This is a genomic window from Mycobacterium sp. (assembly GCF_036488105.1).
Lineage (GTDB): Bacteria > Actinomycetota > Actinomycetes > Mycobacteriales > Mycobacteriaceae > Mycobacterium.
On record NZ_DASXHW010000030.1, the window covers coordinates 1 to 16040 of the forward strand.

At 66.3% G+C, this 16040-nt stretch carries 17 protein-coding genes; 7 read left to right on the top strand and 10 right to left on the bottom strand.

Annotated elements, in window-relative coordinates; translation table 11 throughout:
* Together VGH54_RS01685 and VGH54_RS01690 are read left to right on the top strand one after the other, a co-directional pair.
* Positions 1 to 180: WXG100 family type VII secretion target (locus VGH54_RS01685; RefSeq protein WP_331510199.1), on the top strand; the 180-nt coding region annotated here is incomplete at its 5' end.
* A 406-nt stretch (positions 181 to 586) separates the two neighbouring features.
* Positions 587 to 1417: an SDR family oxidoreductase gene (locus VGH54_RS01690; protein WP_331510200.1), complete on the top strand. Its 831-nt coding sequence runs from the start codon at positions 587 to 589 to the stop codon at positions 1415 to 1417.
* On the opposite strand, the gene VGH54_RS01695 is transcribed toward VGH54_RS01690, so the two are convergent.
* From VGH54_RS01695 to VGH54_RS01705, 3 genes are read right to left on the bottom strand one after another with little or no spacing between them, the layout of a single operon-like run.
* Positions 1414 to 2262: a glycine betaine ABC transporter substrate-binding protein gene (locus VGH54_RS01695; RefSeq protein WP_331510201.1), complete on the bottom strand. Its 849-nt coding sequence runs from the start codon at positions 2260 to 2262 to the stop codon at positions 1414 to 1416. The genes VGH54_RS01690 and VGH54_RS01695 overlap by 4 nt on opposite strands.
* On the bottom strand, positions 2259 to 3449 hold the full coding sequence (locus tag VGH54_RS01700; protein WP_331510202.1) for an NAD(P)-dependent malic enzyme: 1191 nt from the start codon (positions 3447 to 3449) through the stop codon (positions 2259 to 2261). Before VGH54_RS01700 ends, VGH54_RS01695 begins: the two co-directional genes overlap by 4 nt.
* Before the next feature lie 58 nt (positions 3450 to 3507).
* Complete coding sequence (locus VGH54_RS01705; protein ID WP_331510203.1) at positions 3508 to 4497, bottom strand: malate dehydrogenase; 990 nt, start codon at positions 4495 to 4497, stop codon at positions 3508 to 3510.
* Positions 4498 to 4716: 219 nt separating this feature from the next.
* Here VGH54_RS01705 and corA point away from each other — a divergent pair, with 219 nt between their 5' ends.
* On the top strand, positions 4717 to 5823 hold the full coding sequence (corA, locus tag VGH54_RS01710) for a magnesium/cobalt transporter CorA (RefSeq protein ID WP_331510204.1): 1107 nt from the start codon (positions 4717 to 4719) through the stop codon (positions 5821 to 5823).
* 154 nt (positions 5824 to 5977) lie between these two features.
* Here the strand turns inward: corA and VGH54_RS01715 are convergent, their stop codons facing one another.
* Genes VGH54_RS01715 through VGH54_RS01740 form a run of 6 tightly spaced genes read right to left on the bottom strand, consistent with a single transcriptional unit; the run spans position 5978 to position 11414 of the window.
* Positions 5978 to 6574 carry a suppressor of fused domain protein gene (locus tag VGH54_RS01715; RefSeq protein WP_331510205.1) on the bottom strand — a complete coding sequence of 199 codons (597 nt, stop codon included), beginning with the start codon at positions 6572 to 6574 and terminating at the stop codon, positions 5978 to 5980.
* Positions 6571 to 7752, bottom strand: a complete 1182-nt coding sequence (locus VGH54_RS01720; protein WP_331510206.1) for a sn-glycerol-3-phosphate ABC transporter ATP-binding protein UgpC — start codon at positions 7750 to 7752, stop codon at positions 6571 to 6573. The genes VGH54_RS01715 and VGH54_RS01720 overlap by 4 nt, the downstream gene beginning before the upstream one ends.
* A 2-nt stretch (positions 7753 to 7754) precedes the next feature.
* Positions 7755 to 8579 carry a carbohydrate ABC transporter permease gene (locus tag VGH54_RS01725; protein WP_331510214.1) on the bottom strand — a complete coding sequence of 275 codons (825 nt, stop codon included), beginning with the start codon at positions 8577 to 8579 and terminating at the stop codon, positions 7755 to 7757.
* Positions 8580 to 8583: 4 nt separating this feature from the next.
* The gene (locus VGH54_RS01730) at positions 8584 to 9471 is read right to left on the bottom strand and encodes a sugar ABC transporter permease (protein WP_331510207.1); all 888 of its coding nucleotides are present in this window, start codon (positions 9469 to 9471) and stop codon (positions 8584 to 8586) included.
* A complete protein-coding gene (locus VGH54_RS01735) occupies positions 9468 to 10880 on the bottom strand; it encodes an extracellular solute-binding protein (protein WP_331510208.1) in 1413 nt (470 codons plus the stop codon). Before VGH54_RS01735 ends, VGH54_RS01730 begins: the two co-directional genes overlap by 4 nt.
* A 3-nt stretch (positions 10881 to 10883) precedes the next feature.
* Positions 10884 to 11414, bottom strand: coding sequence for a general stress protein (locus tag VGH54_RS01740; RefSeq protein WP_331510209.1), 531 nt, complete (start codon positions 11412 to 11414; stop codon positions 10884 to 10886).
* A 106-nt stretch (positions 11415 to 11520) separates the two neighbouring features.
* Between VGH54_RS01740 and VGH54_RS01745 the strand changes: the two genes are divergently transcribed.
* On the top strand, positions 11521 to 12069 hold the full coding sequence (locus VGH54_RS01745; protein ID WP_331510210.1) for a DUF4190 domain-containing protein: 549 nt from the start codon (positions 11521 to 11523) through the stop codon (positions 12067 to 12069).
* 4 nt (positions 12070 to 12073) lie between these two features.
* Here VGH54_RS01745 and VGH54_RS01750 read toward each other — a convergent pair whose 3' ends face one another.
* A complete protein-coding gene (locus VGH54_RS01750) occupies positions 12074 to 13042 on the bottom strand; it encodes a CoA ester lyase (protein ID WP_331510211.1) in 969 nt (322 codons plus the stop codon).
* A 23-nt stretch (positions 13043 to 13065) separates the two neighbouring features.
* Here VGH54_RS01750 and VGH54_RS01755 point away from each other — a divergent pair, with 23 nt between their 5' ends.
* From VGH54_RS01755 to VGH54_RS01765, 3 genes are all read left to right on the top strand, one after another.
* Positions 13066 to 14358 (top strand): magnesium transporter MgtE N-terminal domain-containing protein, encoded by a 1293-nt coding sequence (locus tag VGH54_RS01755; RefSeq protein WP_331510212.1) that lies wholly within the window; start codon positions 13066 to 13068, stop codon positions 14356 to 14358.
* The gene (locus VGH54_RS01760) at positions 14358 to 14903 is read left to right on the top strand and encodes a DUF1003 domain-containing protein (protein WP_331510213.1); all 546 of its coding nucleotides are present in this window, start codon (positions 14358 to 14360) and stop codon (positions 14901 to 14903) included. Before VGH54_RS01755 ends, VGH54_RS01760 begins: the two co-directional genes overlap by 1 nt.
* A gap of 381 nt (positions 14904 to 15284) precedes the next feature.
* On the top strand, positions 15285 to 16040 hold a 756-nt coding region (locus tag VGH54_RS01765; protein ID WP_331510215.1), incomplete at its 3' end, for a lytic transglycosylase domain-containing protein.

The following is a 16040-nucleotide window of genomic DNA, read 5'->3' on the forward strand; positions in this document are numbered from 1 at the left end:
CTGGCCGCCGGTGACTTCTGGGGCGGCTCGGGTTCGGTGGCCTGCCAGGAGTTCATCACCCAGTTGGGCCGCAACTTCCAGGTCATCTACGAACAAGCCAACAGCCACGGCCAAAAAGTCCAGACCGCCGGCAACAACATGAGCAGCACCGACTCCGCCGTCGGCGGCAGCTGGGCCTGACGCTTTACCGTCGGTGACGTCAACGACGTTGCCGTTCATCAATATTCGTGGCGCCGGCAGCGCCCGCAACCAGCGGGCCTGTCGGCGTTTTTCGGCCTTGGCTTGCGGGATTCACTGCTTAGTCACAGCCGCCACGCGCAGGGTCAGCACCCGCTGCTGGATACGGTAATCGGTCGAGCGAGGGATGTACCCGGGTCCGTACCGGCCCCGTGCATGGCGAGTCACCCGACCGTGCCCAATCTCCCATCGCAGTGCGTCGGAGAAGCTTTGGATGGTCGCGACCCCGACGCTGAAACCATGGTGGGTGAGTCTCGCCAGGTCGGCACCGGTCCATTTCGATACCACTTCGCGCGATACCAGCGGTACCGGCTAACCTGGACCGCAATCCGAGTAGCGAGGAGCTTCCATGGAAGGGTTTGCCGGAAAGGTAGCCGCGGTGACCGGCGCCGGTTCGGGCATCGGCCAGGCGCTGGCGCTGGAGCTGGGCCGCTCGGGCGCCTCATTGGCGATCAGCGACGTCGACGCCGAAGGGCTCGCGCACACCGAGGAACAGCTCAAGGCCATCGGCGCGCCGGTGCGCGCCGACCGTCTCGACGTCACCGAGCGTGAGGCCTTCCAGGTCTACGCCGACCACATCAACGAGCACTACGGCAAGGTGAACCAGATCTACAACAATGCCGGTATCGCCTACACCGGCGACGTGGACATCAGCCACTTCAAAGACATCGAGCGGGTGATGGACGTCGACTTCTGGGGAGTCGTCAACGGCACCAAGGTATTTCTGCCACACCTGAGCGCATCCGGCGACGGCCACGTCGTCAACATCTCCAGCCTCTTCGGGCTGATGTCGATGCCCGGGCAGGCCGCGTACAACTCGGCCAAGTTCGCCGTGCGGGGCTTCACCGAAGCGCTGCGGCAAGAAATGGTGCTCAACCGCGAACCGGTGAAGGTGACGTCGGTGCACCCCGGTGGCATCAAGACCGCGATCGCCCGCAACGGGCTGACCGCCGAAGGAGTCAGCCCGCAGGCGCAGTCCACGTTCTTCGACAAGCGGTTGGCCAGCACCACCCCGCGGCGGGCCGCCGAGATCATCCTGGACGGGGTTCGCAAGAACAAGGCCCGGGTGCTGGTCGGCCAGGACGCCGTGGTGCTGGATTTGATTGTGCGGGTTACCGGTTCGCATTACCAGCGGCTGTTCGCCCCCGTCGTAGGACGGATGAAGCCGCCGTCGCGCTAACGCCCGAGCGGGTGTTCGTTCAGCCAGGCGTCGGCCACCGCCTGCGGGTCGGCCCCGGCAGTCACCTGCCGGCGCATCTCGACCAGCGCGGCGGTGTCCAGCACGCCGGCCACCTCGTTGACCGCCAGCAGCTGCCGGTCGGTCAGCTCGTTGCGGCGGTACAGCGGCACCACGTTCTCGGCCTGCACCAGCGCCGGCTTGCCGTCGGTGAGCACCATCAGGTCAGCCGGGACATTCGGATCGGCGGTGGTGGTCCACGCCGCCGTCACCTCACCGGCCTTCACCGCAGCGAAAAGCTTTGCATCGTCCGAGAATTCGCGAGCCGCAGGTAACCGGCAGCTACCCACCGCCGAAGGCGTCGGCGCACCGGCGAGCGATCCGACGACCAGCCCGTCGCAATGCCGCGGCAGCGCACTGAGATCGCGGCCGCCCCAACTCTTCGACGTCGGCTCGGCAACCGCCAGCGCGGGTTTGTCCTCGGCCGCGGTGGTGTAGTCGCCGGCGGCGATACCCTCCGGCAGCGCGCCGATCATCGCCTTGTAGACCTGCGCATCGGAACGCACGCTGGCCCCCGGCTGGAATGCCTGCAGTACCCGGCCGGTAAGGCTGGGGACAACGACGAACGTGCCAGAGTCCAACTTGTCCAACGGGTTCGGCGCCTGCTCGGTTCGCGCCGGGAAGCCGTAGGACCGCAGCGCACCGGTGTAGACGTCAGCTAACAGCGTCGATTCGATACCCGCACGGGATCCGACGACCAGCTCGGACGCGTGGTGCCCGGTGTGGCCGCAACCCGCCGTCGCCAGCGCAGCGGTCAGCGCCAGCGCGATGAATCGGCTCGCAGTCACTCCGCGGTATCTGCGGCGGCGGCCACCGCGGCGGCGACCCTCAGTGCAACCCGCGGGTCCAGCGGACTCGGAACGATCCGGTCCTGCGCCAAGTCATCGACGGCAATGGAGAAAATCGCTTCGGCCGCAGCCATTTTCATCTCTGCGGTGATCCTGCGGGCACCGGCATCCAGCGCTCCGCGGAAAACTCCGGGGAAGGCCAGCACGTTGTTGATCTGGTTCGGGAAATCGCTGCGCCCGGTGGCGACGATCGAAGCATGCTTGGCCGCGGCGTCCGGGTGCACCTCCGGGTCGGGATTCGACAACGCGAACACGATGCTCCTCGGCGCCATGGTGGCGATCAGCTCCTCGGGAACCACGCCGCCGGAGACCCCGAGGAAGACATCAGCACCTTCGAGCGCTTCGACCATGCCGCCGGTGCGGTCGTACGGGTTGGTGCGGGCGGCGAGTTCGGCTTTGACCCCGTTCATGTCAGCACGGTCGCGATGCAGAATGCCCTGCGAGTCGAGCACGGTGATGTCCGAAATCCCCTTGGCCTGAAGCAGATTGGCGCATGCGACACCCGCTGCGCCAGCACCGGAGACCACGACTCGCAGTGCGGTCATGTCCCGGTTGAGCACGGTTGCGGCACCCATCAGCGCGGCCAGCACGACGATCGCGGTGCCGTGCTGGTCGTCGTGCATCACCGGGCAGTCCAGCGCCTCGACGACGCGGCGTTCGATCTCGAAGCAGCGCGGCGCCGAGATGTCCTCGAGGTTCACCGCACCGAATGTCGGGCGCAGCCGCACCAGCGTCTCGACGATCTCGTCGGGGTCCTTGGTGTCCAGCACGATCGGGATGGCATCCAGGCCGGCGAACTCTTTGAACAACCCGCACTTGCCCTCCATCACCGGCAGCGACGCCGCCGGCCCGATGTCACCCAAACCGAGAACCGCGCTGCCGTCACTGACCACGGCAACCAGCCGGCCCGACCACGTGTAGCGGGCCGCCAAGGTGTGGTCGCCGGCGATCGCGCGGCTGACCTGTGCCACACCCGGGGTGTAGGCGATCGACAGCGAGCGCTGGGTGTCCAGCGCGGCCGTCAAGCCGATCGAAAGCTTGCCCCCCGAATGCGCATCGAAGATCTCCGCGTCGGTGATGGCGCCCTCGTCATTGTGGGTCTGTATCGATTCAACCAATTCAGACACGTCGCCCAGCGTACTGACTACTCATTAGTAGCCCTAATCGACCAGGTCTCGCTGTGCCTCAGATCAGGCCCAGGTCGGTGACCGCGCTGCGCTCGTCGGCGAGCTCGGCGGTCGACTTGTCGATCCGGCTGCGGGAGAAGTCGTTGATCTCCAGGCCCCGCACGATGCTCCAGTCGCCACCATTGGTGGTCACCGGAAACGACGAGATCAGACCCTCGGGCACCCCGTAGGAGCCGTCGGAGATGACAGCCATCGACACCCAGTCGTCCTTAGGGCTGCCCAGCAGCCAGTCCCGGGCCGCGTCGACGGTGGCCGACGCTGCCGAAGCGGCTGAGGAGCTGCCGCGGGCATCGATGATCGCCGCGCCGCGCTTGGCGACGGTCGGGATGAAGTCGTCGGCGATCCACTTCTCGTCATTGACGACTTCGGCGGCATTCTTGCCGTTGATCTCGGCGTGGAAGATATCCGGGTACTGGGTAGCCGAGTGGTTACCCCAGATGGTGACCTTCTTGATGTCGGTGACCTTGGCGCCGGTCTTCTTGGCCAGCTGCGAGATGGCCCGGTTGTGGTCCAGCCGGGTCAGCGCCGAGAACCGCTCCTTGGGGATGTCGGGCGCGTTGTTCAGCGCGATCAGCGCGTTGGTGTTGGCCGGGTTACCGGTCACCCCGATGCGGACGTCGTCGGCGGCGACGGAGTTCAGCGCCTTGCCCTGCGCGGTGAAGATCGCGCCGTTGGCCTCCAGCAGGTCGCCGCGCTCCATACCCGGCCCACGCGGACGAGCACCGACCAGCAGCGCCAGGTTGACGCCGTCGAAGATCTTGTTCGGGTCGGCGCCGATCTGCACGCCGGACAGCAGCGGGAACGCGCAGTCGTCAAGCTCCATCACCACGCCCTCGAGCGCCTTGAGGGCGGGCTCGATCTCGAGCAGCCGCAGCTCGATCGGGCGGTCGGGGCCCAGCAGCGAGCCGCTGGCCAGGCGAAACAGCAGGCTGTAGCCGATCTGGCCGGCGGCACCGGTGACGGCAACCTTCAGGGGTGTTGTGCTCACGTCAATTCGCTCCTTGGGTGGAGATCGGCATCCGCGATATCGGCCTGATGCCCAATCGCGTCGCGTCGAAACTAGCGCACCCGCGCGCGAGCGAAATCCCTACCCCACCTCGGTGTCAGGTAGGTCACCCCAGCGTCATCCACGCATGGCTGATTGCCATATTGGGCGCGTAGCATGACCGAGGCTTTATCCGATCCGAGCTGCGACGGGAGGTGAAGGATGCCTTCGTTTCGCGATATACCGGAAACACTGCGTCCTCTGGCACGGCCTGAGCGGGACGAGCCTCCCAGTCCGCCGCCGCAGGAGCCGCCCGCCGAACAGGCGGTAGTCGACTGCGGTATCTACGTGGACGGCGAGAGACTGCCCGGGACGTTCAGTTACGCCGAGGCACAGGCCAGAGTGAGGGAGCTGCAGCTGGCCGGCCAGGAAGCCTTCGCCTGGATCGGCCTGCACGCTCCCACCGAGCATCAGATGCAGGAGGTCGGCGAAGCGTTCAGCATGCACCCGCTGGCCATCGAGGACGCGGTATGCGCTCACCAGCGGCCCAAGCTGGAGCGTTACGACGAGGCGTTGTTCCTGGTGCTCAAGACCCTCAACTATGTGCCGCACGAGTCCACCCTGCTGGCTCGCGAGATCGTCGAGACGGGCGAGATCATGGTGTTCGTCAACGCCGATTTCGTGGTGACGGTCCGGCATGGCGACCACGGTCGGCTCTCGGACGTCCGCAAGCGAATGGATTCCAATCCCGAGCACATGCGGCTGGGCCCGTTCGCGGTGATGCATGCCATCGCGGACGCGGTGGTCGACCACTATCTCGAGGTCACCCAGTTGATGGAGGGCGACATCGATGCCATCGAGGAAGAGGCCTTCGCACGGGACCATCGCACCCGGATCGAGCCGATCTACCAAATGAAGCGCGAGGTGGTCGAGCTGCGCAGGTCGGTCAACCCGCTGTCGATGCCGTTCGCCCGGTTGCAGACCGAACACAAGGACCTGATCTCCAAGGAAGTCCGGCGCTATCTGCGCGACGTGGGCGACCACCACACCCACGCGGCCGACGCGATCGCCAGCTACGACGAGAATCTCAGCTCCCTGGTGCAGGCCGCGCTGGCCCGGGTCGAGATGCAGCAGAACACCGACATGCGCAAAATGTCTGCTTGGGCGGCCCTGCTGGCGATACCCACGATGGTCGCCGGCATTTACGGGATGAACTTCGAGTACATGCCGGGCCTGAAATGGCATTGGGGCTACCCGACGACCATCTTCGCTACGGCGGCGATCTGCCTGATGCTGTATCGCAATTTCCGGCGGAACGGCTGGTTGTAACTGCTGGTCCAGTCACATACGCCCGTCGCGTATCTGGCGATCCAGGCCGTCGATGTGCCCACCTCGCAGCGATTTTGGCCCGCTTTCGCTCAGAGGTGGGCACATCGCGCGTCCTTTGGCGCAGGTGCTGAAGCGAAGCTTGTGACGTGACAGGTCAGTGTGGCTGCGCGGCAGGGCGACTGGGGTCCAGCACGTCGACCCCGTCGCTTTGCCACGCCGCGCGCATCGCGTCGGCACCTTTCAGCCGGACCCAGGCGGCCTCGGTCGCGGTGATCGGCGTCGCCGACAGAAAGCACACCGGGTCGCGCGGCGGCTCCAGTGGCAGGTCGGCGATGTCGCTGTCGCCCAACAGCACCGCGGTGAACGGTGCGCGCCCCGACGGCCGCGCCCACAGCGGCGTGCCGAGGTCGACCAGCGCATCCGTCGTCAACACCACGCCCTCGACCGCCGGAGACGCCGCCACGATCGCCAGGCTGCGGGCCAGGCCGGTGATGGCTCCCGGATCACGCAGCCGCAGAACGACTTCGGCTCGCGGGCCGTGTTCAGGGTCGGCGAACACCGCGGTCGGGTCGACCATCGGATGCCGCGAACAGCCCAGCGACACGTAATGCACCACGCCGTCTGCGTGCGGGTGATAGCGCAGCACATCAAGAGACTCAGTGCCCAGAAACGTCACGCTGGCGACGTCTGGATCGCCGCGGCCGAAGTGGGCGTCCAGGTGCGCCCGCACCTGGACCAGTGGCTGGGTCACTGCGTCGCCGGCGGCGGGGCGACCGTCAGATTCGCACCGCTGGCGGGATCGAACACCGCGAGTTGCAAGGTTTCGAAGGCTAATTCGAACTTCTCACCTTTGGCAGCCTTGGAGGCGGCCGGCACCCGGGCAACGAACTCGTGTTCGGCTCCCCCGGTTTCATCGTCGAGTTCGGATAGCTGATCGGAGTGCACGACCGGACCCTCGACGGTGAAGTAGACGTACTTGTCGGCGCCCAGCGACTCGACCAGGTCGACGTTCACCTCGAAGTTCAGCGCTCCGATCCGCTGGTAGGCGTCGATCAGCGCCGCGTCCTGCAGGTGTTCCGGGCGGACGCCGACGATCACGTCCTTCGGCGCCGAGTTCGCGGCAAGCAGATCGAGGACGGGCTGGGTCAACGTGATCTCGCCGAACGCCAGGCTCAGTCCGGTCTCGGTCAGGCCGGCGGGGAAGAAGTTCATCGCCGGTGACCCGATGAAGCCCGCGACGAACAAATTCGCCGGCCGCTCGTAAAGCTCGTCGGGCGTTCCGATCTGCTGCACGACGCCGCCGCGCATCACCACCACGCGGTCGCCCAGCGTCATGGCCTCGGTTTGATCGTGGGTCACGTAGACGGTGGTGGTACCCAGCCGCCGTTGCAGCCGGGCGATCTCACCCCGCATCTGCACCCGTAGCTTGGCGTCGAGGTTGGACAGCGGCTCGTCCATCAGAAATGCCTTGGGGTGGCGCACGATCGCCCGCCCCATCGCGACCCGCTGACGCTGGCCGCCGGACAGCTGCGCGGGCTTGCGGTCGAGGAGGTCGGTGAGGTCGAGAATTCTCGCGGTGTCCTCGACCTTCTGGGTGATCTCCGCCTTCTTCATCTTCGCCAGAGTCAGCGGGAATGCGATGTTCTGCCGCACCGTCATGTGGGGGTAGAGCGCATAGGACTGAAAGACCATCGCGATGTCGCGGTCTTTGGGCGCCTTCTCGTTGACCCGCTCGCCGCCGATGCGTAGCTCTCCGGAGGAGATATCTTCCAGTCCGGCAATCATATTCAGTGTGGTCGACTTTCCGCAGCCGGAAGGCCCGACCAGGATGATGAACTCGCCTTCGGCGATGGTGAGACTGAGTTCCTGCACCGCCGTCGCGCCGTCGGGGTAACTCTTGGTCACCCGGTCCAACACAATCTCGGCCATCGCTATCCCTTCACCGCACCCGACGTCAATCCGGCGACAATCCGTCGTTGGAAGACTAGAACAAAAACGATAATCGGCACCGTGATCACCATGGCGCCCGCCGCGATCGATCCGGTCGGCTCCTCGAATTGCGAACTGCCGGTGAAGTTCGCGATCGCCACCGGCGCGGTGATCGCCGCGTCGGTGGCGGTCAGCGACAGGGCAAGCAGCAGATCGTTCCAGGCGAAGATGAAGACCAGGATGGCCGTGGTCACGATGCCCGGAGCGGCCAGTGGGGCGATCACCTTCCGGAATGCCTGTGCCGGTGTGGCGCCGTCAATTTTCGCGGCCTTCTCCAAGTCCCATGGGATCTCCCGGAAGAAGGCCGAGAGCGTGTAAATCGCCAGCGGCAACGCGAAGGTGATGTACGGAATGATCAGCCCGGGCCAGGTATCGAAGAGCCCGACCCTGCGTTCGATGTTGAACAGCGGTGTGACCAACGAGATCGCCGGGAACATCGAAATCAGCAGCACCACACCAATCAACAACCGCTTGCCGGGAAATTCCAGCCGCGCAACCGCATACGCGGCCATCGCGCCGATCACCACCGCGATCACGGTAGTGATCACACCGATGCCCACGGAGTTGATCAGCGCCGAGCTGAAGAAACTGCCGCGGAAGATTCCGCGGTAGTTGTCTAATGTCAGCGACGAGGGAATCAGCTTGCCGTCCTTGACCGTTGACGTCGGCTTGAGCGAAAGGCTGAGAATCCACAGCACCGGCACTAGCGCGTAAACCAGCACCATGGCGTCGACGGTCACCCATGCCGCGGCACGCCGGGCACCCATTCGCTCAGCGCCCATCGCCGCCGCCCGGTGCCGACGCGCCGAAGACCTTGATGAAGATGAAGGCGATCACCACGACGCAACCGAAGATCAGCACCGAAATCGCTGATCCCAAACCAACATTGAATCCTTTGAACAAGTTGTCGTAGCCAAGCACCGACACCGAGCCGGTGTTGCCGGTGCCGCCGGTGAGCACGTAGATGTTGTCGAAGATCCGGAACGCATCCAGCGTGCGGAACAGCAGCGCCACCAGGATCGCCGGTTTGATCAGTGGCAGCGTGATCTTCCACAGCCGACGCCATGCGCCGGCGCCATCGACCTCCGCGGCCTTGAGCAGGTCGGCCGGCACCAGAGCCAGGCCGGCCAGCAGCAACAGCGACATGAACGGCGTCGTCTTCCACACCTCGGCGATCACCACGACGCCCAGCGACGAAAGCTGGTGAGTCAGAGGCGCGCTGCCGTGTGGCAGCAGGTTGGCCAGATAGCCGGTGCCGGGCGTCCAGGCGTAATACCAACTGTAGGAGGCGGCGACCGTGACGATGCCGTACGGAATGAGCACCGCGGTGCGCACCAGGCCCTTGCCGATCAGGGTCCGGTGCATCGCCAGGGCCAGCGCCAGGCCGAGCACGAATTCGATGGACACCGAAGCGACCGTGATCGCCAGCGTCACCGCCAGGGCCGTCCACCAATACCGATCGGTGAGGATGGTCTGGTAATTGCCGAAGCCGATGAACCGGGTGTCGTTCGGGGTGGTCAGGTTATTGCGTTGCAGGCTCAGCCATATCGCGTAGCCGATCGGATAAGCCGTGACGGCCAGCATCAGCAATGCGGCGGGCGCGACAAGGATAAACGCCAGTCGGGCATCCGACTTCCGGTTCGCGGTGGCAGAGTTCACGGCAGCAGACCCTTGCCGTCGATCGCTTTGCGCACCTGCACGGCGAGCCCGTCGGCCGTCGTCTCCGGGTCGATCCGGCTGATCGGGGCGAGCGTGGCGGCGATTCGGGTGGACACCGCCTGGTAGGCCGGCGTCGCGAGCCGCACCGCGGCGTTGGTGAGCTGCCGGCGAATGATCTCGTACATCGGATACCTCGCCTGGTATTGCGGGTCGGCGTACAGCGAGGTCCGCACCGCCGGCAAGCCGCCTTCCAGCGAGATGTACTTCTCGTTGTTCGGGTCACGCAGGCACCGGATCGCTTCGTAAGCCTCGGCTTTGTGCCGACTGGTCTTGGACACCGCCAGGTTCAACCCGCCGATCGTCACCTTGGCCGGCTCACCCGGTCGCACCGCCGGGTAGGGCGCGAAGCCGAAAACCCTTCTGCTGGCGTCGTAGGCTTCGCGGAATTGCTGTTCGGTCGGCGCGAACGACCCTACGCCGTTGATGCTGCCCGCCAAGTTCGGACTGCGGTTGAGCGGCAAGAACGGCACACCGCCCTTCACGGCGTTTTCCAGCATCGACGGCAACGCGTATGGCCAATTGACTTCCAGCGCAGCCTTTCCCTGCTCAAACGCCAGCCGCGCGGTGCCCGCGTCGGAGCGGGTCACCGAAGGGTCGGCGCCGGGCGCGGTGGCCACCGACTTCATGATCTGCAACGCGCTGACGGTGGCGGTCCGGTGCGCGGGCGTGTCGGTGAGGGTGACCGTGCTGCCGTCGTCGGAAAGCACTTGGCCGCCGGCACTTTCCAGCAGCGTGTTGAACCAGACCACCACACCCTCGTTCTGGTTGGCCTGCACCCCGATCCAGCTGGGTCCGCCCGCGGCGTGCAACCGGGCAGCCTCGTCGAGCACCGCGCTCCACGTTTCCGGCGGCTTGTTCATCAAATCCGGTCGGTACCAGAGCAATTGGGTGTTGGTGCTGACGGGTGCGGCGTACAACCGGTGCCGCCAGGTCGCGGTGCTCAACGGCCCGGGCAGGGTGTCGGTGGTGGCGTCGGCCTCCGCCCGACCGGCCGGGTCGTCCGACAGCGGCAGCACCCAGCCCGCTTCGGCGAACTCGGCCGTCCAGATCACGTCCATCGCGATCACGTCGACGGTGTGGTCGTTGGCGCTCAGCCGGCGGGCCAACTGCACTCGCTGGTCATCGGTGGCCCGCGGCAGGGTGACATGCCGCACGGTGAAGCGCCCGCCGAACCGGTCGGTGCAGCGCTGGGCCACCGCAATGAACGCCGCGGCGTCGCCGGCCGGGGTGAAAAAGCTGATCACCCGCCCGCCGTCGCGGGCTCCGCAGGAAGATATCGCCGATCCTGCCGTCAGCAACGCCAGCGCGATCGCGCCGATCCGGCGCGCGCGTCCGCGACGAGTCGCCACGAATCAGATGGCCAGGCGCGCAAGCAGATCCCGAGCGTGCTCAGCGTTCTGCGGGTCGCAGAGAACGTCGTATCGGCCGGCCACCAATTGCAGCGTGGAACTGAAGTCGCGGGTACCGCGCGCCATCGAGTATGGAATCGCCGAGGTGATCAGGCCGAAGAACACTCCCGCGACCAGACCGGTGGTCAACGCCTCCAGCGGGTGGGGGCTGGAGAACAAAAGGGTCAGCACCAAGCCGATGAACAGACCCAGCCAGGCGCCGCTGATCACGCCGCCGCCCAACACTTTCGGCCAGGTCAGCCTCCCGGTGACCCGCTCGACCTGCATCAGGTCCACCCCGACGATCGTCACCTGCTGCACCGGGAACTGTTGATCCGACAGGTAGTCCACCGCACGCTGCGCTTCGGCATACGTGGGGTACGAGCCGACCGGCCAACCTTTCGGCGGTGTGGGCAATCCGGGGGCACGCCGGCTCCCGGCGCGGGCGCCAGGTGCGGCACCGGGAACCTGTCCAGGCTGAAAAGGGCTGCTCATGGATTTCATTCTGCTCTGTTATCGCCGCGCCGAGGTGAACAACCAGCGGCTTGCCCACCACCTGCGCAAACGGTGGCCCAACTGGGCGTCGCGCTAGGTTGTCACCATGACAGCTCAGGGCGGCGGTGGCCGCGGGGAGGAATACCGCGCTCGCGCCGACCCGCCCCGGCCCTGGGAGCAGTACCCACATCCACCGGTAGACCCGCAGGCACCGGTGAACTATCCGGAGTTCGCGCCGCCATATCCTCCGCAACCGCCATACCCTGCGCAGGCGCCGCCGGGGCCTGGATACGGCTACCCGCCACCGGCGCCCGGCGGGCCGATCGGGTACGGCGGACCGCCGCCCTATTTCGCTCCGTATGACCCTTACCAGGTCTATCAAGCCAGGCATCAGCAGACCAACGGGCTGGCCGTGGCATCGCTGACCTGCTCGATCGCCGGAATTCCGCTGAGTTTCCTCTGCTACCTCGGTCTGCCGCTCGCCATCGCCGGCATAGTGCTCGGCGTCGTCTCGCTCAGCCAGGTCAATCGGAGCCCTCAGCAGGGCCGCGGGCTCGCCATCGCCGGCATCGCGATCGGCACGGTCATCGTGACGCTGCTGCTGGCCTCGATCGCGGTTCTGGCTGCACATCACCCCACGTTCATCGGGGGTTGATCCCTCAGGTCGGCGGAACGAACCGGTCGGACTGCCGCTCCATACCTGCCGCGCGTCCTTTCGCCGCGATCACCAACGCCATCTTGCGGCTGGCTTCGTCGAGCATCTCGTCGCCGAGCATCACCGCTCCGCGGGCACCACCGGCCGTCGACGTGTGCCACTCGTAGGCCTCCAGGATCAGCTCCGCATGGTCATAGTCGGCTTGGCGCGGGCTGAAGATCTCGTTGCCGGCCGCGATCTGGTCCGGGTGTAGCACCCACTTGCCGTCATAGCCGAGCGCGGCGGATCGGCCCGCCACCCGCCGGAACGCCTCCACGTCACGCACTTTCAGATACGGGCCGTCGACGGCGGCGACGCCGTGGGCGCGCGCGGCCACCAGGATCGTCATCAGCACGTGGTGGTAAGCGTCGCCGACGTCATAACCCTCGGGTTGCTCACCGACGACCAGCGTGCGGGTGTTCAGATTCGCCATCAGATCGGCGGGGCCGAGCACCAGGGCCTGCACCCGCGGCACGGCGGCGATCGCGTTGATGTTCATCAGCCCACGGGCATCTTCGATCTGCGCGTCGATGCCGATCTCGCCCACCGGAAGTCCGTGGACCGTCTCCAACTGGGTCAGCAGCAGGTCGAGCGCCTGGACGTGGGAGACGTCGGAGACTTTCGGCAGCACCACCACGTCGAGCTTGGCGTCCGGCGCGGCCCCGACAGCGGACACCACTTCGATGATGTCGGCGTGTGTCCACGGCGTCGTCCAGTCGTTGACCCGCACGCCGCGCAACTGTCCGGCCCAGCCGGGCGCGGCCAGTGCGGCGGCTACCCGGCCGCGGGCGTCGGCCTTGGCGTCGGGTGCGACGGCGTCCTCCAGATCAAGGAAGACCTCATCGGCCGGAAGTCCTTTGGACTTGTCGATCATCTTCTGGCTGCTGCCCGGCACAGACAGGCAAGTGCGGCGGGGCCGGTACGCGTTGTTCACGCTTCACTCCTACCCTTTCAACCATGGCCTCGATCAACAGGGTGTACGCGGCTCGGCTGGCACGAATGCAAGTTCTGGGCCCGATGGGCGAGGCCCTCGGCCGCGTGCGCGACGTCGTGGTCAGCATCAGCATCGTCCGCCAGCAACCTCGAGTCCTTGGGCTGGTCATCGAAATGAGTTCGCGCCGAAGGGTTTTCGTGCCGATTCTGCGGGTCGCGTCGATCGAGCCCAACGCGGTGACCCTCAACACCAACAGCATCTCGATGAGCCGATTCGAGCAACGGCCGGGCGAGGTTCTGGTGCTGGGTCAGATCGTGGACACCAAAGTCCGGGTCAACGATCCGCAATTACCCGAGCTGGCCGACGTCGACGTGGTCGTCACCGACTTGGGTTTGGAGCAGACGCGAACGCGCGATTGGATGGTGACGCGAGTCTCGGTACGCGTGCCTCGTCGCATCGGCCGACGCACCACCACGCACGTGGTGGGCTGGCGCAGCGTGCAGGGGCTGACTCCGTCCGCGCTGGCGATGCCGGGACAGGCTGTGGCGCAGTTACTGCATCAGTTCGAGGAGTTGCGGCCGATCCAGGTGGCCGACGCGATACGTGAGTTGCCGACGAAACGCCGCTACGAGGTGGCCGGCGCGCTGGACAACGACCGGCTCGCCGACATCTTGCAGGAACTGCCGGAGGACGAGCAGGCCGAGTTGCTGATGCAGCTTGGCGACGCACGCGCGGCCGACGTGCTCGAGGAGATGGACCCCGACGACGCCGCCGACCTGCTCGGCACGATGAACCCGACGCTGGCCGAAAGACTGCTGCGTGAGATGGATCCCGAGGAGTCCGATCCGGTGCGGCGACTCTTGAAGCACTCGCCCGACACTGCGGGCGGCTTGATGACCTCCGAACCGGTGGTGTTGACCCCGGACACGTCGGTAGCCGAGGCGCTGGCCCGAGTCCGTGACCCCGATCTGACGCCGGCGTTGTCGTCGCTGGTGCTGGTCGTCCGTCCGCCGACGGCCACCCCGACCGGTCAGTACCTGGGCTGCGTGGCGCTACAGCGGCTACTGCGCGAACCACCGTCCATGCCGGTCGGCGGGATCGTCGACGCAGACCTGCCCTGCCTCGAGCCGGACACCTCGCTGGGGATGTTGACCCGCTACTTCGCCGCCTACAACCTGGTCTGCGGCCCGGTGGTCGACGCGCAGCGTCACCTTTTGGGCGCGGTCACAGTCGACGACGTACTCGACCATCTGCTGCCGCACGACTGGCGCGATACCACCGAAGAGCCGGCGCTGGATGCCGCGGGAGGACGCTGATGAGCAAGTCGGCGCCGCGGTCGCGGCTCTACACCCCGCGGATCTCACGACTGTCGGCGCCGCGGCTGGACTCTGACGCCCTCGGCAAATTCACCGAGTCGATCGCCCGCTTCTTCGGCACCGGCAGCTACCTGCTGATTCAGACCATCGTGGTGATCGTGTGGATCGTGCTGAACGTCGTCGCGGTCGGCCTGCGCTGGGACCCTTACCCGTTCATCCTGCTCAACCTGGCGTTTTCAACCCAGGCCGCCTACGCCGCGCCGCTGATCCTGCTGGCCCAGAACCGCCAGGAGAACCGCGACCGCGTCACGCTCGAGCAGGATCGAACGCGCGCCGCAGAGACCAAGGCCGACACCGAATATCTGGCCCGTGAACTGGCCGCGCTGCGGCTGGCGATCGGCGACGTCGCCAAGACCCAGGACCAGTTGCGCCGCGAGCTGGAAGACGTGCGCGTGCTACTCGAGGGCCGACACCTGGGCGAGGTTCAATCAGCTCAAAAAGACACCGACGGCGATGTGGATCGACACGCCGCGTCGTCTAATTGACACTGCTGGCGATAAGTCGTGTTTTCACAGGCAGAGACTCCGCCATTGTTGTCACTGGAGTCACCAGTGTTATGTATGGTGACCTAGGTCACGAGGCCCACGCGGTGCCGCGGGTCCGACAACCTCGAGAACTAGGCAGGTCGAGTGCGGGTAGGGCGACGCATGGGCTTACGGCCCGCCCTTGCAAAGACGCAAAAGGCGATCCTTCGCGTCCCCACAATCCCCAAATTTTCTGGCCCCAAAATCCCTGGCCCCGTTGTCAATGCCGCGTCGTCGGTGGGCCACCTGGTGGTTCGCGCGGCCGACGCCATAAGGCTTCCGGCCGCAGCCGCGGCCGTCACGTCGACCGCCCAGACCGTTACGACGACGGTCCAGGACGCCATGAGCAGCACCGCCCGCAGCCCGGCATTCGGTGTGGCGATGATCGCCTGCCTGATCTATGCCAGCGTCGACGGCGCCGGCGCACCGCCGTTTCCCTTGACCAAGTCGACGCTGCGCGATGCTGCCATCACCCCGGTTGCCGCGGTCGCGCGCGCCTCCACCGACCCGACCGGTCCGCTGGTGGTCGCCGTCGAACACCCGAAGATCGGTTTCCACGTCGCGGCAGCCACGTCGTCGGCTCCTCCGCCGACAGGTGTGGTGAATACACCTGGCGCGCTGGGTATTCCGGGGATGGCGCTGAACGCATACCGCAACGCCGAACGGATGATGGCCATCGGCGACCCCGGCTGCGGCATCAGCTGGAACCTGCTGGCCGGGATCGGGCGCATCGAGTCCGGGCACGCCAACGGCGGCGCCACCGATGCGCGGGGCACCGCGATACGACCGATCTACGGACCGACCCTGGACGGGACGCTGCCCGGCAATGAGATCGTCGTCCAGAGCAGCGCCGCCGGACGGGTCGGGTATGCCCGTGCGATGGGACCAATGCAGTTCCTGCCGGGCACCTGGGCGCGCTATGCCTCCGACGGCGACGGCGACGGCGTGGCCGATCCGCAGAACCTGTACGACGCCACCCTGGCCGCGGCTCGATACCTGTGCAGCGGAGGGCTGAACCTGCGCGACCAGTCGCAGGTGTTGTCGGCGATCCTGCGCTACAACAACTCGATGCCCTACGCCCAGAACGTGCTGGGCTGG

Bases quoted from the DNA above. Each gene is read 5' to 3' on its own strand.
- VGH54_RS01690 (WP_331510200.1), top strand. From the start codon at position 587: ATGGAAGGGTTTGCCGGAAAGGTAGCCGCGGTGACCGGCGCCGGTTCG.
- corA (WP_331510204.1), top strand. From the start codon at position 4,717: ATGCCTTCGTTTCGCGATATACCGGAAACACTGCGTCCTCTGGCACGG.
- VGH54_RS01720 (WP_331510206.1), bottom strand. From the start codon at position 7,752: ATGGCCGAGATTGTGTTGGACCGGGTGACCAAGAGTTACCCCGACGGC.
- VGH54_RS01725 (WP_331510214.1), bottom strand. From the start codon at position 8,579: ATGGGTGCCCGGCGTGCCGCGGCATGGGTGACCGTCGACGCCATGGTG.
- VGH54_RS01740 (WP_331510209.1), bottom strand. From the start codon at position 11,414: ATGAGCAGCCCTTTTCAGCCTGGACAGGTTCCCGGTGCCGCACCTGGC.
- VGH54_RS01745 (WP_331510210.1), top strand. From the start codon at position 11,521: ATGACAGCTCAGGGCGGCGGTGGCCGCGGGGAGGAATACCGCGCTCGC.
- VGH54_RS01755 (WP_331510212.1), top strand. From the start codon at position 13,066: ATGGCCTCGATCAACAGGGTGTACGCGGCTCGGCTGGCACGAATGCAA.
- VGH54_RS01760 (WP_331510213.1), top strand. From the start codon at position 14,358: ATGAGCAAGTCGGCGCCGCGGTCGCGGCTCTACACCCCGCGGATCTCA.